This is a genomic window from Devosia sp. (genome assembly GCF_028290625.1).
Classification (GTDB): Bacteria; Pseudomonadota; Alphaproteobacteria; order Rhizobiales; family Devosiaceae; genus Devosia.
The window spans coordinates 1-21,461 of sequence record NZ_JAQGJM010000029.1 but is presented as its reverse complement, the minus strand read 5'-3'; the positions used below and the strand labels follow the sequence as shown (position 1 = coordinate 21,461).

The following is a 21,461-nucleotide window of genomic DNA, read 5'->3' as shown; positions in this document are numbered from 1 at the left end:
GCTCAGCAACTTCAGAAGCTTGCCGGTCGTCAGCGCCGTCGCCAGCACCGCGTCTCCAGCGATGAGCCGGGTTATAGGGGCAGGTGTTTGACCTGTAAAGCCCGGAAAATGACAAAACTGACTTTTTCGGAAAAACGCAGATTCGCCCGTGTGGATAACTCTCATGAGAGCCCATTGGTTGCGGGCCTTACAGCGCCGATGGCTCCGACGCGGTTTTGTTTTGTAGACCGTTCAACCCTTTGCCCCGCATTGGCCGCCTCTCGCTCCCCGTCCGGTCCTCATCAAACGAGCCTGGGGCCTAATATCGCCGCATTTCTTGCAGATCACCGCACTGCGCGTATAAGACTCCTGCGGATACGCGCGAACTACCTATGTGCAGACCGGCGTCAGACCGGCCTTCGGGGGAACGACCGTGACAGTTCTAAGGATTGGGCGTTGAACGCAGCGCAACGAAATCGGCACGCGGCACGCCTAAAGGCCACGGGATACGAAGACTGTCCCGCCCTCACCGTGCAGTCCACCGATGGCGAAATTCCCCATGGCCGCGAGCTGAGCTTTGCCTGGCTCACCGGCACCGTCATGACCGGGCTCACCTCCGTACTGCTGATGGGCGCCGCGCTTTACGTGTCGTTCCAGGGCCAGGATACCTTCTCCACTGCCTATGAGGCTTTGCAGCTCGCCCGGCCCAAGGCCGAAATTCAGGCCCCCACCGATCTGTCGGCCAAATCCTCGCGCTCCCGTCCGGTCGCCGCCACCCGCTCCGACCTCGAAGTCATCGAGGCGTCCATTCGCGAAACCGTCGACGGGCGCGACATGATCCGCAATCAGCCGTTCGTGCGCATCCGGGCGACGCTGGCCACCGCGGCCACGTCGCTGTCCGAAGATGCGCCGGCCTATGACCCGGTCGCCATTCTCACCGCCACGGCGCCAGAAACCAACACCGCCGTCCCCGAGGTCAATACCGATATCTATGGCGCCGAGGTCGAGGGCGAAGTCGCCGTCCGGCTGGCCGCCATGCCGATGACCTTCGTGCCGGCCAAGGTGATTTCCGATCAGTCCGCCGCCGCCTTCGTGCGCGACACGGTGGAAAGCGCCTATTCGGAATCCGGTTTTGATACTCCAACCCTCGCCTATGCGGCCTTGGGTCCGACCATTCGCGATCTCGGTGTCGTCGGCGGTGATACGCTGGGCGGCGTCGCCGAAAATGTCACCGTGGTGCCCCGCACCGTCGACGCCGAGCAGGCGGGCCTTGGTCGTGCCGAGCGCATCCTGACCATTCGCGAACCCACGCCGATCAACGAGGTCTTGACCAAGAACGGCTTTACCGCGCCGATGATCACGGCCATCGAGACCAATCTGCACAATGTGCTGCCCACCACCAATCTGCCGGCGAGCACGCGGCTGCGCATCCTGTTCGGCCCTTCGCGCAGTTCCGACAGCCTCATTCCCTATCGTCTCAGCGTCTATATGCATGACGACGCCACCAATACCGACAAGCACAAGGCCACCGTCGCCCTGACCGACAATGGCCAATATGTGCTGGGCCTCGAGCCGCCGGCGATCACCTTCCCCGATGAGGACACCGAGGAAATCAACGTCGCCAACCTGCCCACCATTTACCGCTCGATCTGGGAGACCGGTCGCAAGCACGACCTGGACGATGCCACCATCGAGCGCATCATCGGCATGTTCGCCTATGACATCGACATGACCAAGAAGGTCGTGGCCGGCGACAGCATCGAAGTGCTCGAAACGCCCGCCAATGCCGATGGCAAGACCGAACTGCTTTATGTCGGCATCACCCTGGGACAAACCACGCGTCAGCTTTATCGCTTCGCCACCGCCGAGGGCACAGTCGATTATTACGATCCCGAGGGCGAAACCGGCAAACGCTTCCTCAACCGGCGCCCGCTGCAGGGCGGCGGCACGCTTCGCTCGCGCTTCGGCTATCGCATCCACCCGATCTTCCATACCCGCAAGCTGCATACCGGCGTCGATCTCGCCGCCAAGACGGGCACACCGATTTACGCCGCAGGCGACGGCACAGTGGAATTCCATGGCTGGCAATCGGGTTATGGCAACAAGATCGAAATCAAGCACGTCAACGGCTTTGAAACCGCCTACGCCCATATGAGCCGGTATGAGCCCGGCATCGATGTCGGCACGCGCGTGCGCCAGGGGCAGTTGATCGGCTATGTGGGCTCGACCGGCTACGCCACCGGCCCGCACTTGCATTTCGAGATGAAGATCAACGGCAACCTGGTCGATCCGCTCAGCGTCAAGCTCCCGCGCGAAAACACCATGCCGCCCCAGTACCAGAACCAGTTCCACCAGGTGATCGCCCAGATCAACGAACTGATGACGCGCGACCCCGCCAAGGTGAACGTCGCCACGGCGAATTAGGAGGTGGCGGGATTTCCCGCACGCTTCACCGGTCTGCGCTCCAGCGTCCACCAGGCGATCGCCGCCGAGACCAGGCTGAGTAGCGCGGTCACGTAGGCGACGCTGGCAAAAGCCGCATCGGTTGCAGTCAGCCGGGCAGTTTCTTCGCTCGGGCTCAACCCCGGGGCCGCCATGCCGAAAAAGATCGGCAGTTCCGCCGCACTCCCCAGCGCCTTTTCGAACACCGAGGCCACCACCACGCCGAGCAGCGCCACCGCCACGAGGCCCGCGACGCGCGCCACCGCATTGTTGACGCCCGACGCCACGCCCGTATCGCTGTCGTTGACCGAAGTCATCACCGCCGTCGACAGCGGCGACACCACCAGTCCCATGCCCAGGCCGAGCAGCACGATGCAGGGCATGACGGCAAACCACACATTGTGTAGCGGGGCCGTCAGGCCCAGCAAGGCGAATGCGACTGCCACCAAGATCGAGCCCACCGCAATCAACGGCGCCGGCCCGAACCGATCCGCCATCATGCCACTGAACGAGGACAATATGGTCAACAGGATCCCCAGCGGCAACAGCGCCAGCGCCACTTCGGCCGGCGACACGCCCCAGCCGGCAATCAGCGTCATCGGCAGGAAAAACATCGTGCCGCCCAGCGCGAAATAGAGCGCGAAGGTCAGCGCATTGGCGCCCGAAAATGCCTTGATGGTGAACAGCCGCAACGGCAGCATCGGGGTCCTGGTCCGCGCCTCCCAGAGCAGGAACAGCACCGCCACCACAATGCCACCCCCGGCATAAAGCGCGATATGGCTCAGCGGGGGCGTGCTTTCGCTGCCGCTTCCCGTCAGGCCGAAGGCGATCAGCATCAGCGCCAGCGTCGCCAGCACCGCACCCACCACATCGAGCCGCCGTCCCGCTTCGGGCCGGTCCGCCCGCACCCTAAACCACAGCAGCGCCAGTGCCGCCGCACCCAGCGGCAGGTTGATGGCAAAGATCAGCCGCCAGCTCGCCTGCCCAAACCAGGTCAGCACGAAGCCGCCAATGATCGGCCCCCCAATCGAGGTCAGCGACGAGGCGGCCGCCCAGATGCCGATGGCCTTGCCACGCTCATCGCGCGGATAGGCCTTGGCGATGATCGCCAAACTCCCCGGTACCATGAAGGCCGCCCCGGCGCCCTGCACCGCGCGAGCAACCACCAGCACCAGCGGCGTCGGCGACAGCGCCACCACCAGCGATGCCAGCACGAACACCACAATGCCTAGCCCGAACATCTTGCGCAGCCCGAACCGATCACCGGCGGCCCCGCCAAGCAGGATCAGCGACGACAGGAACAGCAAATAGCCATTGGAAATCCACTGCGCATCCGCCAGCGTCGCGCCCAAGTCCGCCCGGATCGCCGGAATGGCAATCGAGATCACCGAACCATCGATGAACCCCATGCTCGACGCCAGGATCGCCGCGATCAGCACGAACCGCCGCTCCGCGGGCGTCGTGGCCATGGCGGTATCATCTGAAAGGGGCACGGTGGCGTCGGTCATGGTGGGTCCTCGTGTAGACAAGCGATCATCGGCCGCCGCCGATGCCGCCGCCAGCCTATTCCCGCGCCACGTACACCGCCAGTTCGTTCCCGCCCGGCTCGCGGAAATGAAACCGCCGCCCGCCGGGGAAATCGAACTGGGCCCGCGTGATCACCCCTCCGGCCGCGATCACGCGCCGCTCCGCACTATCGAGATCATCGGTCCGGATCACCGCCATCGTGGCCGCGACCTTTTCCGCGGACTGATCCACGCCGCCATCGACGCCCGCGCCATTGAGGCCATCGTAATCGGGCCCATAGCTGGTCACACCCCAACCGAACGCCGCCTGGAAAAAGGCGCTGCTATGCGCCCGGTTGCCGCTGGGAAACTCGATATAGTCGATCTTGTCAGCCATTTCGCACCTATGTTCTTCATTTGTTCTAAACTAGGATCCATTACTTGGCAAGCCGACCCGGAAGCGATTCGCTCTTCCACATTTTGCCAAATGTCGCTTTGCTTGGATCAGGACAAAGGAGAACGCCGTGACCGTGCCTTGGAATCGTACCGCTCCGCAGAACGAAGGCTTCGCGCCCGACCTCACCCGGAAGCTCGAGGAGCTGGTCACTGCCGGGCAGCTTCCGCCCGTCCACGCCATTGTTCTCGCCCGACATGGCAAGCTGCTGCTCGATCGCTATTTTGCCGGCGAGGACCAGCAGATCGGCTATGATTCCATCGGCCGTATCACCTTTACCGGCACAACGCTTCACGACCTGCGTTCGGTGACCAAGAGCGTCGTCGGCCTGCTCTACGGCATCGCCCTCGAGCGCGGTCTTGTCCCCGCTCTTGATGCGCCGCTGGTCGATGCTTTCCCCGAATATCCCGATCTCGCAGCCGATCCGGCCAGACGCCGCCTCACGACCGCCCATGCTCTGTCGATGACGCTTGGGCTCGAATGGGACGAGTCGCTGCCTTACACCGACCCGCGCAATTCCGAAATCGCCATGGAGATGGCGGCGGATCGTTACCGCTTCACCCTCGACCGCGATATCGTCGCAGCGCCCGGCGAGCGCTGGATTTATTCCGGCGGCGCAGTCGCCTTGATCGGCGCGCTGATCGAGCGCGGCTCCGGCCAAAGGCTGCACGATTTCGCCCGCGATGCTCTGTTCCTGCCGCTCGGCATCGACCAGAGCGAGTGGTTCGCCGGCAGCGACGGCGTCTATTCGGCCGCCGCCGGCCTGCGTCTGGGTGCTCTCGACCTGCTGCGCATCGGCTCCATGCTGGCCGATGGCGGCCGGTACGAGGGGCGCCAGATCGTGCCATCGTCCTGGCTCGAACAAAGCTGGACCCGCCGCACAGATACGGTCTGGGGCCAGGCCTATGGCTATCTCTGGTATCTAGGCCGCGCGACGCCGCCGGCCTTCCCGGAAGGCACGCCAAGCGCTGCCGGCTACGGCAATGGCGGCCAGCGCCTGTTTGTATTGCCGGAAGCCGGCGTCGCCTGCGTCATCCTGGCCGGGCTTTATGATACGCCGGGCGGCGAACTGGGCCCCGAATGGATTTGGCGCGAGCTGATTCTGCCCAATTTCGTGGGCTGAAATACCAAAAAGGCCGGGCTTTCACCCGGCCTTTTTGTTTGCTTTATGCAGCAGCGTCGCTTGCCGGCGCCATGCCGGGCAGCAGCACCAGCCCGTCTTCGCCCGCATCGATCAGCACCTGATCGCCATCGGCGATGCGGCCGCTCAGGATCTCGTCGGCCAGGCCGTCCTGCACGGAGCGCTGGATCACTCGCTTCAAGGGCCGCGCCCCATAGGCAGGATCGTAGCCCTCATTGGCCAGCCAATCGCGCGCCCGCGGCGTCAGCGTAAGCTTGATATCGCGATCCTTGAGCAAGCTCTCCAGCCGCTTGAACTGGATATCGACGATCGCGCCCATATGCTCGCGGCCCAGCCGGTGGAACAGCAGGATTTCGTCGAGCCGGTTGAGGAATTCGGGGCGGAACGCGGTCTTGACCATATCCAGCACCTTGCCGCGCACCAGCTCCACCGAGTCCCCGTCCTTGAGTTCGACGAGATATTCGGCGCCCAGGTTCGAGGTCAGGATGATCACGGTATTGCGGAAATCCACCGTCCGGCCCTGCCCGTCGGTGAGCCGGCCTTCATCGAGCACCTGCAACAGCACGTTGAACACGTCCGGATGCGCCTTTTCGATCTCGTCGAACAGGATCACCTGATATGGCCGCCGCCGCACGGCTTCGGTCAAAACCCCGCCTTCGTCATAGCCCACATAGCCCGGAGGCGCCCCGATCAGGCGGGCCACCGAGTGCTTCTCCATGAATTCGCTCATGTCGATGCGCACCATCGCGGTCTCGTCGTCGAACAGGAACTGCGCCAAAGCCTTGGTCAGCTCAGTCTTGCCCACGCCGGTTGGTCCCAGGAACATGAACGAGCCGATCGGCCGGTTGGGGTCCTGCAAGCCCGCCCGCGCCCGCCGCACGGCTTTCGCAACCGCGGCCACGGCTTCCGCCTGCCCGATCACGCGGGCACCCAACGCGTCTTCCATCTTGAGTAGCTTTTCGCGCTCGCCTTCCAGCATCCGGTCGACCGGAATGCCGGTCCAGCGGCTCACGACCTGCGCAATATGGCTGGGCGTCACCACTTCCTCGGCCATCAGCGGATCGATGACGCCGTCGCCATTGGCGTCCTCGGCCCCCTTGATCTGCTTTTCCAGCCCGGGGATGACGCCATAGGCCAGCTCCCCGGCCTTGGCCAGGTCACCCGTCCGCTGCGCGATTTCGAGCTGGCTGCGCGCAGCATCCAGCGCTTCCTTGAGCTTCTGGCTGCCCTGCAGCCGGTCCTTTTCGGCATGCCACTTGGTCGACAGCGACTGCGCCTGCTCTTCGAGCCCGCCCAGTTCGCTCTCCAGCCGGTCCAACCGCGTCTTGGACGCGTCGTCGGTTTCCTTGCGCAAAGCCTCGCGCTCGATCTTGAGCTGCATGATGCGCCGATCGAGTTCGTCCAGCGCCTCGGGCTTGCTATCCACCGCCATGCGCAGCCGCGCCCCTGCCTCGTCCATCAGGTCGATGGCCTTGTCGGGCAGGAAGCGATCGGTGATGTAGCGATTGGACAGCGTCGCCGCCGCCACCAGCGCCGAATCCGAAATGCGGATGCCGTGATGCAGCTCATACTTTTCCTTGAGCCCGCGCAGGATCGAGATCGTGTCTTCGACACTGGGTTCATCGACAAACACCGGCTGGAAGCGACGGGCCAGGGCCGCGTCCTTCTCCACATGCTTGCGATACTCGTCCAGCGTGGTCGCACCGACGCAATGCAGCTCGCCGCGCGCCAAAGCGGGTTTCAACAGGTTCGATGCATCCATCGCCCCTTCCGATTTCCCGGCGCCCACCAGCGTGTGCATCTCGTCGATGAATAGAATGATCTGCCCATCCGACGACGTGACCTCGTTGAGCACGGCCTTCAGCCGCTCCTCGAACTCGCCGCGATATTTCGCGCCGGCGATCAGCGCGCCCATGTCGAGCGACAGCAGGGACTTGTTCTTGAGGCTCTCCGGCACGTCGCCATTGACGATGCGAATGGCCAGACCCTCGGCAATCGCCGTCTTGCCCACGCCGGGCTCGCCGATCAATACCGGGTTGTTCTTCGTGCGGCGGCTCAACACCTGGATGGTGCGGCGAATTTCTTCGTCACGCCCGATCACAGGATCGAGCCGGCCTTCGCGCACGGCTTGGGTCAGGTCGCGCGAATATTTCTTGAGCGCGTCGTAGCTGTTTTCCGCCGATGCGCTGTCTGCCGTCCGGCCCTTGCGGATTTCCTCGATCGCCGTGTTCAGCCCCGCCGGCGTCACCCCGGCCGAACTCAGAATCTTTCCGGCATCGGTGTCCTTTTCGATCACCAGCGCCAGCAGCAGGCGCTCGACAGTGACGAACGAGTCGCCGGCCTTCTGCGCGGCGCTTTCGGCGGTGTCGAATACCCGCGCCAGTTCGCGGCTCAGATAAAGCTGCGAGCCGTCGCCCGATACGCTTGGCAATTTGTTCAGCGCTGCCTCGACCCCGGCCCGCGCCGTCTTGGGATTGCCCCCGGCGCGCTCAATCAGCCCATTAGCCATGCCCTGCTCGTCATCGAGCAGAACCTTCAGCAGATGCAGGGGCGTAAATTGCTGGTGCCCCTTGCCCAGTGCGGCGGTCTGCGCACTCTGGATAAAGCCGCGCGCCCGCTCGGTATATTTTTCAATGTTCATTCAACTCTCCTGGTCTCACCCGCTGCCCGGCCCCGAAGGCACCAACACAACGGCGGAAGCGTCGTTCGATGAAACGCCCGGACCGGAGCGCGGTCAGCAAAAGTTGGGCACTTTTGCGGTTCGACCACGCGACCAGCTTCAGTATCGGCGCTGCTCCATTACGAGCAAGATATAGGGAGAGGATCGGAAAGAAAAAGGGGCACAATGCCTGCTCTTTATGCCGGCCACCCTTGTGATTGGCCCTACCGTTGGACGGCGATTATAGTATCGGCGGCAAGCCCGAACGAGGAGCACGCCATGGCCGTCACGGTTCGCTACATCGTCGCCGACGTGGATGCGGCAATACTCTTTTATGAACGCGCATTGGGATTTACAGTGGAGATGAACCGCTCTCCCGGCTTTGCAGCACTTTCCAAGGGCGACCTGCGCCTGCTGCTGAATCGGCCCGGTGCGGGTGGGGCCGGCCAATCCGTGACCGATGGCTCCTCGCCGGCGCCCGGGGGATGGAACCGCATCCAGATCGAAACGGCAGACCTTGCGACCACAGTCGCCAGGCTGAAATCCGAAGGTCATCTATTCCGCAGCGACATTATCCGCGGCAACGGTGGATCGCAAATTCTGATTGATGATCCGAGCGGCAATCCGATTGAACTGTTTGAGCCGGCGCAGCAGTAGCCCGTGCCATTGACATGAAAAAAGGCCGGACATCCCTGCCCGGCCTCTTCAAATCTTGTATCCCCGGATCACTCCGCGGCGGTCGTTCCGCCAGCGGTGATGAATGCCGGCAATTCGCCGACATCGGGCTGCGGCTCATTAGCCGGATCGCCCGCGTCTCCGCCCGCCGGACGGCGGCGGCGCGGACGACGCTCGCGCACCTTGCGCGGCTCACCCTCGACTTCGCCTTCGGCGGCTTCCACCGGTGCGGCTTCGGCTACCGGCGCTGCAGCCTGCGCGGCTGCGGCCTCGGCTGCCGCCGCTGCGGCTTGTTCGCGGGCCAATTGCTGGGCCTTGGCGCGCTCTTCGGCCGATGGCCGATCGGGACGCGGCTGACGCTCCTGCCGGTCGCCACGATCCTGGCGCTCCTGCCCATTGTTCTGCTGCTGCGGCTGTTGCTGCTGATAGGGCTGCTCGCCGCCCTCGTCGCTATCGTTCTGCTGGCTGGCAGGCTGCGGCGAAGAGAAGCGCGAATTGATTTCGGGCATATCGTCATCGAAATCGTCGCCGTCTTCACGGCTCGCATTGGGCTGGGCCGCCGAAACGATGCGGAAATAATGCTCGGCATGCTGGAGATAGTTCTCCGCCATCACCGAATCGCCGCTCGACTGCGCGTCGCGGGCGAGCTGCATGTATTTCTCCGCGATATGGGGGGCGTTACCACGCACCTTCACATCGGGGCCATTGCTCTCGAAGCTGCGCGACAACGGATTGACGTGCTTGCGTCCACCGTTACGGCCGCGCGAGCGGTTCTTGTTGCTGTTATTGTTGTTATTTTGGCTGTTGGGTCTCATCTGGTCGCTTTGTCTAACTCAAAAAAGTTAAGCGTCACACATCTGGCGGACCGGCATCGTGCCGAGGTCGGCCAAAGGCCAGGCGGAGCCCCTGGCTCCATCATCTGGCAAAGTCTGGCTTCATGAAGACCGTAAACTGTCGCGCGGCAATGCCACTTGTTCCGACATCATCAGCGTGGGCCGGACTTCCGGGACCGCGCTGCGCTTTGCAGCTTTTAAGATGAACGGGTGACTATCACCGTGGCGCCCATGATGCGCCGTTGACAGCAAATGTGAAGCTATATGGTTCGCGCCGCCATTCCAAGCATAAAATGCTCCAGTTCACTGGGCTGTGCGCGTTGTACCTTCAATATGGTGCGCGCTGATCACACGATCAAGCCCCGCCAGGTCGCGATGCACCGCCACATCGCCAAAGCCCGCCGCGACGAACAGCGCCGTTACTGCCGCCCCCTGATCATAGCCGATTTCCACCAACACCCGCCCGCCCGGTGTGAGATATCGGGCAGCTTCCGCCGCGATAATCCGATATGGCGTCAACCCATCCGGCCCGGCATCCAGCGCCAGGCGCGGATCGAAATCGCGCACCTCGGGGGCCAGGGTTTCGACGACGGCCGAGGTGATGTAGGGCGGATTGGAGACGATGAGGTCGAACCTTTCTTCACCTCTCCCTTTGGGGGAGAGGTCGGCCGTAGGCCGGGTGAGGGGGCCTTTCACAGGCACCTCACCCAGTAAAGGCCCCCTCACCCGAGCCTGCGGGTCGACCTCTCCCCCGAAGCGAGAGGTGGTCAGCGGTTCGAACCACGACCCCTGTAAAAACTCCAGGCGCTCGGCAACTCCATGCCTTGCCGCATTTCGCCCAGCCGCCTCCAGCGCCTCTACGCTCAAATCTGTCGCCACCGCCGTCACGTCGGGCCGGTTGACCAGGACGGCAATTGCAATCGCCCCCGTCCCCGTCCCCAGATCGAGCAGCCTGCCCCCGGCCGGCAGCGCCGCAATCCCCAGGTCCACCAGCATCTCGGTCTCGGGCCGAGGCTCCAGCGTTGCGGCATTCAATCCAAACGCCAGCCCGTAGAATTCCCGCTCGCCAACAATGCGCGCCACCGATTCCCCGGTCAGCCGCCGCTGCAACAGCTCCGCCACGCGCTGCGCCCCGGTCTCATCGACCGGCTCGCCCTCGCGCGTCGCAATCTCGAGATCGCTCAGCCCCAGCGCAAACGCCGTCAGCCGCTTGGCGTCCAGCGCCGCGCTGTCAAATCCCAGCCGCACCAGCACATCGCGCCACTGCCGCCACAGCGCCCCGATGGTGATGCTCTGGCTCAGTTTGCGTTTTCCAGATCAGCCAATTGTTCGGCCTGGTGCTCGGTAATCAGCGCCTCGATCAACTCATCCAGCGCTTCGCCGGTGATAACCTTGTCGAGCTTGTAAAGCGTCAGGTTGATCCGGTGGTCGGTCACTCGGCCTTGGGGGAAATTGTAGGTCCGGATGCGCTCGGACCGGTCGCCCGATCCCACTTGGCCCTTACGCTCGGCCGAACGAGCGCTGTCGCGTTCCTCGCGCTGCATTTCATAAAGCCGCGCCCGCAACACCAGCATGGCCTGCGCGCGGTTCTGGTGCTGGCTCTTCATCGCCGAGGTCACCACGATCCCCGATGGCATATGGGTAATACGCACCGCCGAGTCGGTCGTATTGACGTGCTGCCCGCCCGCGCCCGAAGCCCGCATGGTGTCGATGCGGATATCCTCATTGCGGATTTCGATGTCGATATCCTCGACCTCGGGCAGCACCGCCACCGTCGCCGCCGACGTATGAATCCGCCCTGAGCCTTCCGTCGCCGGCACGCGCTGCACCCGATGCACGCCGCTCTCGAACTTCATCCGCGCATAAACGCCCTTGCCGCTCACATTGGCGATGATTTCCTTGAACCCGCCCATTTCGCCGGCGCTTTCTTCCATGATGGAAACCTTCCAGCCATGGTTGGCGGCATAGCGCTCATACATGCGGAACAGGTCGCCCGCGAACAAAGCCGCCTCGTCGCCGCCGGTGCCGCCACGGATTTCAAGGATGATCGACTTCTCGTCCGCCTCGTCCTTGGGCAGCAGCAACACGCGGATCGCCTGGTAGAGCTGCTCGATCTTCTCGTCGAGCTCCTCGATTTCGGCCTCGGCCATCTCGGCCATTTCCTTGTCGCCACCCTTGAGCAGCGCCTCGGCCTGGCTGCGATCGCTCAGCGCCTTGTTGTAACCCCGGATTTCCCCGACGATCGGTGCCAGCTCGGCATGTTCCTTGGAGAACTTGACGAACTCATCCGGCCCTGCCCCACCCGACAGCGCCGCTTCCACATATTGGAAACGGGTCTCAAGCGCGTCGAGCTTGTCCTGGGGAAGTTGTGCCATGCGATAATTCTCTCTCGTACTCCGGTGCGTTTAAGGCGCACGGGCACGGAACTCAAGGGTAAGCGACTTTCTGAGCGCCGGCTTTGCAGTCGACTCCCTCCCCCTTCGCGGGGAGGGATCAAGGGTGGGGGATGAGAGCCCGGTGGCTTCAAGAGACCTCGTGGCTCCGAACACCCCCACCCATCCTCCCCCGTCACGGGGGAGGAGCCGCATCGTGGATGCGGCTGAGGCTGTGACCTAAATCGGCAGCCCCTGCTTCTCGATCCATTCCTGCAGCAATGCCCGTATCGGCACCCCGCTCGCCCCATCGCTGAGCGCCGCCGCCACCGATTGCCGGATCGGGATCAAATCCAAATTCAACACCAGCTCCTTGATCGGCCCGATCGAGGCCGGGCCCATCGACAACCGCGTCATTCCCACCGCCATCAGCGCCAGCGCATCCACCGGCTTGCCGGCGAGTTCCCCACACATGGTGATCGGAACATTATACTTCCGCGCCGCATCCACCACATGGCGGATCGCCCGCAACCGCGGCAGCCCGATCGGATCGTAATTCTTGGCCACCCGCGGATTGGCCCGGTCCGATGCCGTCAAAAACTGCACCAGATCGTTCGACCCGATCGAGACGAAGTCGGCCTCCGGCAGCAATTGATCGAGCTCGAACAGCAGCGACGGCACTTCCACCATCACCCCCAGTTCCAGCTTGCTCGGCACCGCCTTGCCGGCGCGCCGCAGCCGCTCGACTTCCTTGTTGACCACCATCCGCGTCTGGCGGAACTCGAAAGTCTCGGTCACCATCGGCACGAGGATTTTCAGCGGCCGCCCATTCGCCGCCATCAGCAGCGCGCGGATTTGCGTCCGCAGTAGTCCCGGCCGATCCAGCCCCAGCCGGATCGAGCGGAACCCCATGGCGGGGTTCTCTTCATTGTCGGCGCGCAGATACGGCAACACCTTGTCGCCGCCGATATCGAGCAGCCGGAACACCACCGGCCGGTCCTTGGCGATGGCCATGGCCTCGGCATAAAGGTCCATCTGCTCGCCCAGCCGCGGCAGTTTGCTGGCGATCATGAACTGCAATTCGGTGCGGAACAGCCCCACGCCCGCGGCGCCCGTATCGTCGAGCATGGGTAGATCCGCCACCAGCCCCGAATTGTGCAGCAGCGTGATCTCGATCCCGTCCTTGGTGATCGAGGGAATATCCTTGAGCGCCGCGTAGTGCGCCCGGCGCTTGGCCGAAACCTTGACCTTGTCGATATAGGCCTGCTCGATATCGGGCGTTGGCCGCAGATGCACCACGCCCGCCGGCCCATCGATGATGATGTCGTCGCCGCTCTCGCACATCGAAACGATCGACTGCGCCCGGCCCACGGCCACCATGCCCAGCGAACGCGCCACGATGGCCACATGCGCCGTCGCCCCCCCCTCTTCCAGCACGATGCCGCGCAACTTGGTGCGATCATATTCGAGCAGTTCCGCCGGCCCGATATTGCGCGCCACCAGGATTGCATTGTCCGGCAGGTTGCGCCCGATGCCCTGATGATCCCCCGTCAGAACCCGCAGCAGCCGGTTGGCCAGATCGTCCAGGTCATGCAGCCGGTCACGAATATAGGGATCGGTCTGGCGCATCATCCGCGCACGGGTATCATTTTGCACCCGCTCGACCGCCGCTTCCGCCGACAGCCCGTTCTCGATCGCCTCGGTCAGCCGGTGAACCCAGCCGCGATCATTGGCGAACATGCGATAGGTCTCGAGAATATCGCGATGATCCGAACTCGGCTGCATGTCGCCATGGTCGAGCATGGCGTCGATCGACACCCGCATCCGCTCCAGCGCCGTATCCAACCGGGTCTTTTCCTGCTCGGTATCCTCGGCGATGAAATTGGTCACCACCACGCGCGGATCGTGCAGCACCACGGTGCCCAGCGCTATGCCATCGGTAAAACTGACGCCGGTAAACATGCGCGGACGCCTCAGGTCGATATCGGAGCCCGGCTTGATCAGATTGTCGAAGTCCGAGGTGGCGATCATCTCGGCCAGGATTGTGGCCGTAGTCAGCATCGCTTCCATCTCGTCTTCGCCATAATGGCGCCGCTCGGTATTTTGCACCACCAGCACGCCCAGCGTCTGCCCTGCGCGCAGCACCGGCACGCCCAGAAATGCCGAATAGGGGTCTTCCCCCGTCTCCGGCCGATAGGCAAAAGCGGGATGGCTGGGTGCATCATCGAGGCTCAGCGGTTCGGCTTCCGCCGCGATGATGCCGACCAGGCCCTCGCCCAGCCGCAGCGTCGTCATATGGACCGATTCGGCCTTGAGACCCTTGGTGGCGAACAGCTCGAGCGCGCCATCGTCGCGCAGCACATAGAACGAGCAGACATCGGCCCGCATATTGTCGGCGATCAGGCGCACGATCTTGTCGAGACGGGCTTGGCTTCCCAGCGGCTCCGCCATTGTCTCGCGCAATTGCCGCAACAGCACGCGCGGGCCGCCTATGCTTGTGGCCATATGCTCATTTGGCGACCGAGAGCCGCCCCCCTCGCGCGGGCGCGGCTGAGCGGTTCCCCAGCCGAGTCTACGCGTCTTTTCTATCCAGACCGTAATACGTATGGAGCGCGCGAACCGCAAGCTCGGCATATTGCTCGTCGATCAGAACCGAGGTCTTGATTTCCGAAGTGGTGATCAGCTGGATATTGATGCCCTTGTCGGCCAGGGCCTTGAACATGGACGATGCGACGCCTGCGTGACTGCGCATGCCCACGCCCACGACCGAGATTTTTGCGCCACCTTTGCTGCCGGAAATCCGCGCATATTCAATGCGCTTGTCCGTGCCGGCCGCCTGCAGCGTCTTGATCGCCTTGTCGTACTCGCTGTCGGGTACCGTGAAGGTGATGTCGGTGGTGGCGCCATCATCGGCGATGTTCTGCACGATCATGTCCACGATAATGCCTTCGTCCGCCAGCGCACCAAAGATTGCCGCCGCCACGCCCGGATTGTCCTTGACGTCGCGCAGGGTGATCTTGGCTTCCGCCTTGGCGAGCGTCACGCCCGAAACGATCTGCTTTTCCATGATCTCATCCTCATCACACACAAGCGTTCCAGGCACGCCAGGGGTTCCGTCCGGCGCCAGTTGCGGCGCGTCCGGATCATCAAAGCTCGAGCGCACTAACAGCCGCACCTTATGCGCCATCGCCATTTCCACCGAGCGGATCATCAGCACCTTGGCGCCGAGTGAAGCCATTTCCAGCATTTCCTCAAAGGAAATCTTGGACAGCCGCTGCGCCTTGGGCACGATACGCGGGTCGGTGGTGTAAACACCGTCAACATCGGTGTAGATATCACAACGATCCGCGTTCACTGCCGCCGCCACCGCAACTGCCGACGTGTCCGAGCCACCGCGGCCCAGCGTCGTGATCCGGTTATGCGGCGAAATACCCTGGAACCCGGTAATGACCGGCACCCAGCCATCCTTCATCCGCTTATCGAGTTCGGTGCCGTCGATGTCCACGATCCGCGCCGCGCCATGCGCGTCGTCGGTCTTGATCGGCACCTGCCATCCGGCAAACGAGCGCGACTGGATGCCCATTTCGGAGAGAACGATGGCCATCAGCCCGGCCGTCACCTGCTCGCCCGAGGCGACCACGGCATCATATTCGCGCGCATCGTGGAAGGCGCTGGCCTCGTTGACCCAGCCGACCAGCTCATTGGTCTTGCCCGACATGGCCGAGACGACGACGCAGACCTCATTGCCGGCCTCGACCTCGCGTTTGACATGGCGCGCCGACTGACGGATGCGCTCGACGGTGGCCACTGACGTGCCACCGAATTTGACGACGATACGGGCCAATCTTTTCCCCGGACTTCCACCGAACCCGGCGGTACGCTTCTTGTTGGAGCGTGCCATGCCACAAAGGGCGCGAGGGATCAACATCCAACGTGCCTGCCTTGGCGGTGCGTGGGGTGTCATCGCGTCTCACGCCACCCACAATCGCTTCCCGCGGACTTGATCCGCGGGCCACTCTCCGCCCATACCGTATAGCGAGAGACCCGCGGATCAAGTCCGCGGGAAGCAACAGTGGATGACCGACCAGCGTTGCCTCACGAACCGGAGCCCGCCCATGACCGCCACCACCATCAATGACGCCGAAGTCGCCAAGTTTACCGCGATGGCCGAGGAGTGGTGGGATCCCAAGGGCAAGTTCAAGCCGATCCACAAGTTCAACCCCGTCCGCCTCGCCTATATCCGCGAGCACGTCCTGACCCATTTCCACCTCGACGGCAGCGTCATGCGCCCGCTTGAAGGCCTGACCATTCTCGATGTCGGCTGCGGCGGTGGCCTGTTGTGCGAGCCGCTCGCCCGCCTAGGCGCCACCGTCACCGGCATCGACGCCGCCGAACGCAATATCAAGATCGCCACCCTGCACGCCGCGCAATCCGGCGTCGACGTCACCTACCAGGCCACCACCAGCGAAGCCCTCGCCGCCCAAGGCCAAAAATACGACATGGTGCTGAACATGGAGGTAGTCGAGCACGTCGATAACGTGCCGCTCTACATGAAGAGCTGCGCCGACCTAGTCGCCCCCGGCGGCCTGATGCTGACCGCGACGCTCAACCGCACCGCCCGCGCCCTCGCCTTCGCCGTCATCGGCGCCGAATATGTACTGGGCTGGCTGCCCAAGGGCACCCACGACTGGAACAAGTTCCTCACCCCCGACGAGATCAAGGCGCTGATCACCCGCAACGGACTCAAAGTCACCGACCAGACCGGCGTCGTCTATCACCCGCTGGCCGACGACTGGCGCAAATCACGCGACATGGCGATCAACTACATGGTCATGGCGCAACGCCCCGCCGCCGCCTAAACTGCCGCCAACAACGGAGGACCGCCATGCATTTTGCCCGCCTCGCCGCGCTCGCCACGGCCCTGACGATGCTTGCTGCCCCCGCTTTCGCCCAGATGTCCCCCGAGGACATGACCGCCCAGATCGAGCAGGTGCACGGCAATTCCGCACAATTCGCTGACGCCTTCGACGACGTCACGGCGGCCATGCGCGACGGCGATATCGATACCGTCGCCTCCTACGGCTCCTACCCTTTCCAGGTCGCCGCCAATGGCGAACTCTACGACATCTTCCAGGAGAGCGATTTCACCGACAACTGGGACGCCCTGCTCTTGCCCGCCACGATCGAGGCCATCGGCGACCAGGACTACGGCAGCCTGATCGTCTCCAGCGACGGCATCGGCTTTGCCGATGGCGCCATGTGGATGAACTTCGTCTGCGACGACGAAACCTGCACCGGCGGCGACTGGCTCATCACCCGCATCACCAACTAGCCCTTTCTCACCTCGCCCTTCCGGGGAGAGGTCGACGCGCAGCGTCGGGTGAGGGGCCTTGTGTGGCGGCGGGACGGTCAAGCCCCACCGCCACCATTGTTCAAGCTGCCGCCGGCACCTTATCCAGGAACCCGGTCACCCCGGTGATAAGCCCATTCTCGACTCGCACAAAATCCGTGCCTTCGATGATGATCTCGTCGTCGGGAATACCCAGCCCCCAGGAAAAGCGAACATTGTCGCCAAAACCATCCGGCTTGCCGAGCAGCGAGAAAACGAAGCCCGGGAACCGCTCCTGCACCGCCGCGATAATGCCGTTGAGGGCCTCAGGCCCATCAGCTGCCATCAGCGGATCAATATAGTTCGCGGTGGGGGCCCAGTCCCGTCCAATCAGCGCCGCACGGCGCGTGGCATCGGTTTCGTTCCAAGTGGCGATATAGGTCTGGGCAATGGTGAGTGCGTCGGTCATGGCAATTCTCCGTTTCGGTTCACTATCGAACGGCTGCCATTTTTCACTACTGGCGAGGCAAACCAATTACCTTGGAGGTAATGGAATTGGCGCGCGTTTTTGCTAGTTTGCTTCCATGACAGACACAGCTTCCATCGGCGAAAAACTGCATGACTGGCGCCGCCGCCGTCGGCTCAGCCAGCTCGACCTGGCCAGCGACGCCGACATTTCCGCGCGTCATTTGAGCTTCATCGAAACCGGCCGTGCCAGGCCCAGCCGATTAATGCTGCTCAAGCTCGCAGAAACCCTCGATATCCCGCTGCGCGAGCGCAACGCCTGGCTGCTGGCCGCCGGTTTCGCCCCGACCTTTCCCGAGCGCCCACTCGACGACGCCGCGCTCAAGCCCACGCTGGACCTGCTTGAAAAGCTATTGGCCGCCCAACAGCCGTTCCCCGCCCTGGCCATCGATCGGCATTGGATACTGATCCGCGCCAACGCGGCCATAGCCCCGCTGCTCGACGGCATCGCGCCCTTCCTGCTGGAACCGCCCGTCAACGTCCTGCGCCTGAGCCTGCATCCGCAGGGCCTCGCGCCCCGCATCGCCAACCTGTTCGAGTGGAAAGCCCACCTGCTGCACCGTCTCGCCCGGCAGATAACCGATACCGCCGACCCGGTTCTCGCTGACCTGCACGAGGAACTCCGCCACTATCCTGCCGGCACGCCCACGCCCGCACAGCCCGCAGGCGCCATCGCCGTCCCCCTGCAACTGCGCAGCACCGCCGGCATACTGTCGTTCCTGTCGACCACAATGGTCTTCGGCACGCCCCTGGACGTCACCCTCTCCGAACTCGCCATCGAAACTTTTTTGCCCGCCGATGCCGCGACCGCCGCGGCTTTGCAGGGTCTGTCGACTTAGGCCGACCGCCGTCCTGCCGGGTGCGTCTCGGGCGCCGGCCCCTGCCCCAGCCAATACACCCGAGCCTCGTCGGCGCTCATCAGCCGGCCCGACGATTGCGCTTCCTCGATCCCTGAATCGAGCAGCATGGCCACGCCGCCGACGCCACCGAGATTGTCGGCGCTCACCTTCAGCCCCAGGCCGCGGCCAAGCCCAGCCAGCGCTTTGACCACCTTGGCCGCCTCGGCGTCACCGATATTTTCGAGGAAACTGCGGTCGATCTTGACCTTGTCCAGCTTGAACGCCTGCATGTGATAAAGGCTCGAATAGCCGGTGCCGAAATTGTCCAGCGCGATGCTGACCCCGGCGTCACGCAACGGGCTCAGCGCCAGTTTGGCGGCCTCCAGATCGTGCACGATCATCGCCTCGGTGATCTCGATGGTTAGCCGGCGCGGATCGAAGCCCACTGCCTCGAGCGTCGCCAGCATCGATTTCCATAGTTGCGGGTCCTGCAACTGGCCCGGAAAGATATCGACCGACAGGGACACATGCTGCGGCCATGACATGGCGGCGAGGCACGCCCGCTCCAGCACCCGCCGGGCCACCTCGTGGATCAGCCCGGTGTCCTCGGCAACCGCCATGAACCGCTCCGGCGCCACGGCGCTGCCATCGACGGCCTGCCAGCTCGGAATCGCCTCATAACCGATGATCTTGCCGCTGCGCAGGCCCAGCGATGGGCGGAACTGCGCCACGATCTGGTCGGCTGCCAGCGCCCCGCGCAATTCGCGCTCCAGTTGCTCGCGCTCATGCACCAGCCGGTCCATGTCGCGCTCGAAAAACCGGAATGCCGACCGCCGCTCGGCCTTGGCACGATACAGCGCCACGTCGGCGGTGCGCATCGCCTCGGCCTTGCTGGTCGCATCCGAGGGGATCAACGCCACGCCGATCCCCGCCCCAATGGCATGCCTTAGGCTGCCCGTCACCACCGGTTCGGCCAGTGCCTGGATGATGCGCAGGGCGATACTGCCGGCCGCTTCCGGGCCGATCAGATGTTGCGCCAGGATAATGAATTCATCGCCACCCAGCCGCGCCACCAGATCGCCTTGCCGCGCGGCGCGCAACAGGCGCTGCCCCACAATGGTCAGCACTTCGTCGCCCACGCCATGGCCATAGACGTCGTTGACCTGCTTGAACCCGTTAAGGTCGAGCATCAGCACCGCATGCGTCTTGCCCGCGGCCGGCGTCGCCGCGATAGCGACATTCAGCGCTTCCTCGAATTGCCGCCGATTGGCCAACCCGGTCAGGGGGTCCTGATAGGCCAGCGTCCGCGCCTGCTGTTCGGCAGCGGTCCGCCGCTTGATTTCGCGCTTCTGGTCCAGATAACGGCGCGCCCCGAACACCAACAGGCCCAGCGTCAGCATCCCGCCCAGCAGGAGCGTCTCATCCAGTTCGATAACCGCCTGCTTTTCCGAAATGCCCTGTTCGTTGAGAAAAAGATCCGACTCGAAGGCAATGAAGGCACCCACCAGCAACACCGCCAGCAGCATTCCCAAATCCTGAATGCTCACCCGATGCCGCACTACAAATCTCCAGAATTTCGCCGCCCAGCCATCGCGCAATTCGCTTGTCTCGCTGGTCATCTCAGCCTCAATGCCATCGCCGCCCATGCCAGTTCGCCTCGCCGCATCATCAGCAACGTCGGCTTGTGCGCCTCAGGTCCGCCCGGGCCGGCATTATCGGGGTCAATGGTTGACGACTGCTCAACCAAAATCATAACAGAAGCACTCATGCAATCGTACCGTACGGTACGGTACGCTTTTTTCTTGCCCCGTTTCTGGAATGGGTCTAACCTGTTTGCAACATCGACCGCCCAACGCGGCCTAAAAAATCCTGAGGACGTCCCATGCCAGCCTATCGTTCCCGCACCACCACCCATGGCCGCAACCAGGCCGGCGCTCGCGGCCTGTGGCGCGCGACGGGCATGAAGGATGGCGATTTCGGCAAGCCGATCATCGCCGTGGTGAACTCCTTCACCCAGTTCGTGCCCGGTCACGTTCATTTGAAGGACCTCGGCCAGCTCGTCGCCCGCGAGATCGAGGCGGCCGGCGGCGTCGCCAAGGAATTCAACACTATCGCGGTCGATGACGGCATCGCCATGGGCCATGACGGCATGCTCTATTCGCTTCCGTCGCGCGACCTGATCGCCGACAGCGTCGAATACATGGTCAACGCCCACTGCGCCGATGCCATGGTCTGCATTTCCAATTGCGACAAGATCACGCCCGGCATGCTGATGGCGGCGATGCGCCTGAATATCCCCGTGGTGTTCGTCTCCGGTGGCCCGATGGAAGCCGGCAAGGTGGTCAAGGTGGTCGGCAACGAACTCAAGATCATCAAGCTCGACCTGGTCGACGCCATGATCAAGGCCGGCGACAGCAGCGTCTCCGATGCCGACGTGGCGGAGATCGAGCGCTCGGCCTGCCCGACCTGCGGCTCCTGCTCCGGCTTGTTCACGGCCAATTCGATGAACTGCCTGACCGAAGCGCTGGGCCTGTCCCTGCCGGGCAACGGCACCATCCTCGCCACCCACGCCGACCGCAAGGAACTGTTCCTGAAAGCCGGCCGCCTGATCGTCGAGGTGGCCCGGCGCCACTACGAGCAGGACGATTATTCGGTCCTGCCGCGTTCGATCGCGACCAAGGCGGCGTTCGAGAATGCGATGGCGCTGG

The 21,461-nt window shown here is 63.6% G+C and carries 17 protein-coding genes; 7 read left to right on the top strand and 10 right to left on the bottom strand.

Features of this window, described 5'->3' with window-relative positions; translation table 11 throughout:
- Positions 1-435 precede the first annotated feature (435 nt).
- Positions 436-2,403 carry a M23 family metallopeptidase gene (locus tag JWR51_RS16225; protein WP_299749705.1) on the top strand — a complete coding sequence of 656 codons (1,968 nt, stop codon included), beginning with the start codon at positions 436-438 and terminating at the stop codon, positions 2,401-2,403.
- Here JWR51_RS16225 and JWR51_RS16220 read toward each other — a convergent pair.
- Positions 2,400-3,929, bottom strand: coding sequence for a DHA2 family efflux MFS transporter permease subunit (locus JWR51_RS16220; RefSeq protein ID WP_299749701.1), 1,530 nt, complete (start codon positions 3,927-3,929; stop codon positions 2,400-2,402). The two genes, JWR51_RS16225 and JWR51_RS16220, sit on opposite strands and share 4 nt — an antisense overlap.
- 55 nt (positions 3,930-3,984) lie before the next feature.
- The gene (locus tag JWR51_RS16215; protein WP_299749698.1) at positions 3,985-4,323 is read right to left on the bottom strand and encodes a VOC family protein; all 339 of its coding nucleotides are present in this window, start codon (positions 4,321-4,323) and stop codon (positions 3,985-3,987) included.
- 127 nt (positions 4,324-4,450) lie between these two features.
- Here JWR51_RS16215 and JWR51_RS16210 point away from each other — a divergent pair, with 127 nt between their 5' ends.
- Positions 4,451-5,503: a serine hydrolase gene (locus tag JWR51_RS16210; protein WP_299749695.1), complete on the top strand. Its 1,053-nt coding sequence runs from the start codon at positions 4,451-4,453 to the stop codon at positions 5,501-5,503.
- Between the two features lie 43 nt (positions 5,504-5,546).
- On the opposite strand, the gene clpB is transcribed toward JWR51_RS16210, so the two are convergent.
- Entirely contained in the window at positions 5,547-8,162 is a 2,616-nt protein-coding gene (gene clpB / locus JWR51_RS16205; protein ID WP_299749692.1) for an ATP-dependent chaperone ClpB, read from the bottom strand.
- Between the two features lie 297 nt (positions 8,163-8,459).
- On the opposite strand from clpB, the gene JWR51_RS16200 reads away from it, so the two are divergent.
- On the top strand, positions 8,460-8,837 hold the full coding sequence (locus tag JWR51_RS16200) for a VOC family protein (RefSeq protein WP_299749689.1): 378 nt from the start codon (positions 8,460-8,462) through the stop codon (positions 8,835-8,837).
- Positions 8,838-8,905: 68 nt separating this feature from the next.
- Here JWR51_RS16200 and JWR51_RS16195 read toward each other — a convergent pair whose 3' ends face one another.
- The 5 genes from JWR51_RS16195 to JWR51_RS16175 all read right to left on the bottom strand — a co-directional run bounded on the left by JWR51_RS16195 (position 8,906) and on the right by JWR51_RS16175 (position 15,904).
- The gene (locus JWR51_RS16195) at positions 8,906-9,670 is read right to left on the bottom strand and encodes a DUF4167 domain-containing protein (protein ID WP_299749686.1); all 765 of its coding nucleotides are present in this window, start codon (positions 9,668-9,670) and stop codon (positions 8,906-8,908) included.
- A 321-nt stretch (positions 9,671-9,991) separates the two neighbouring features.
- A complete protein-coding gene (locus tag JWR51_RS16190) occupies positions 9,992-10,963 on the bottom strand; it encodes a peptide chain release factor N(5)-glutamine methyltransferase (RefSeq protein ID WP_299749708.1) in 972 nt (323 codons plus the stop codon).
- Between the two features lie 23 nt (positions 10,964-10,986).
- On the bottom strand, positions 10,987-12,063 hold the full coding sequence (gene prfA, locus JWR51_RS16185; RefSeq protein ID WP_299749683.1) for a peptide chain release factor 1: 1,077 nt from the start codon (positions 12,061-12,063) through the stop codon (positions 10,987-10,989).
- A gap of 237 nt (positions 12,064-12,300) precedes the next feature.
- Positions 12,301-14,565 (bottom strand): phosphoenolpyruvate--protein phosphotransferase, encoded by a 2,265-nt coding sequence (gene ptsP, locus JWR51_RS16180; RefSeq protein WP_299749680.1) that lies wholly within the window; start codon positions 14,563-14,565, stop codon positions 12,301-12,303.
- 67 nt (positions 14,566-14,632) lie between these two features.
- Complete coding sequence (locus tag JWR51_RS16175) at positions 14,633-15,904, bottom strand: aspartate kinase (RefSeq protein ID WP_299749677.1); 1,272 nt, start codon at positions 15,902-15,904, stop codon at positions 14,633-14,635.
- A 271-nt stretch (positions 15,905-16,175) separates the two neighbouring features.
- Between JWR51_RS16175 and ubiG the strand changes: the two genes are divergently transcribed.
- Positions 16,176-16,919, top strand: coding sequence for a bifunctional 2-polyprenyl-6-hydroxyphenol methylase/3-demethylubiquinol 3-O-methyltransferase UbiG (gene ubiG, locus JWR51_RS16170; protein ID WP_299749674.1), 744 nt, complete (start codon positions 16,176-16,178; stop codon positions 16,917-16,919).
- Between the two features lie 26 nt (positions 16,920-16,945).
- On the top strand, positions 16,946-17,392 hold the full coding sequence (locus tag JWR51_RS16165; RefSeq protein WP_299749671.1) for a hypothetical protein: 447 nt from the start codon (positions 16,946-16,948) through the stop codon (positions 17,390-17,392).
- A gap of 100 nt (positions 17,393-17,492) precedes the next feature.
- On the opposite strand, the gene JWR51_RS16160 is transcribed toward JWR51_RS16165, so the two are convergent.
- A complete protein-coding gene (locus JWR51_RS16160) occupies positions 17,493-17,858 on the bottom strand; it encodes a nuclear transport factor 2 family protein (protein WP_299749668.1) in 366 nt (121 codons plus the stop codon).
- Between the two features lie 115 nt (positions 17,859-17,973).
- On the opposite strand from JWR51_RS16160, the gene JWR51_RS16155 reads away from it, so the two are divergent.
- Positions 17,974-18,753: a helix-turn-helix transcriptional regulator gene (locus JWR51_RS16155; RefSeq protein WP_299749665.1), complete on the top strand. Its 780-nt coding sequence runs from the start codon at positions 17,974-17,976 to the stop codon at positions 18,751-18,753.
- Here JWR51_RS16155 and JWR51_RS16150 read toward each other — a convergent pair.
- A complete protein-coding gene (locus JWR51_RS16150) occupies positions 18,750-20,372 on the bottom strand; it encodes an EAL domain-containing protein (RefSeq protein ID WP_299749662.1) in 1,623 nt (540 codons plus the stop codon). The two genes, JWR51_RS16155 and JWR51_RS16150, sit on opposite strands and share 4 nt — an antisense overlap.
- Before the next feature lie 263 nt (positions 20,373-20,635).
- Between JWR51_RS16150 and JWR51_RS16145 the strand changes: the two genes are divergently transcribed.
- Positions 20,636-21,461: dihydroxy-acid dehydratase (locus JWR51_RS16145; protein ID WP_299749659.1), on the top strand; the 826-nt coding region annotated here is incomplete at its 3' end.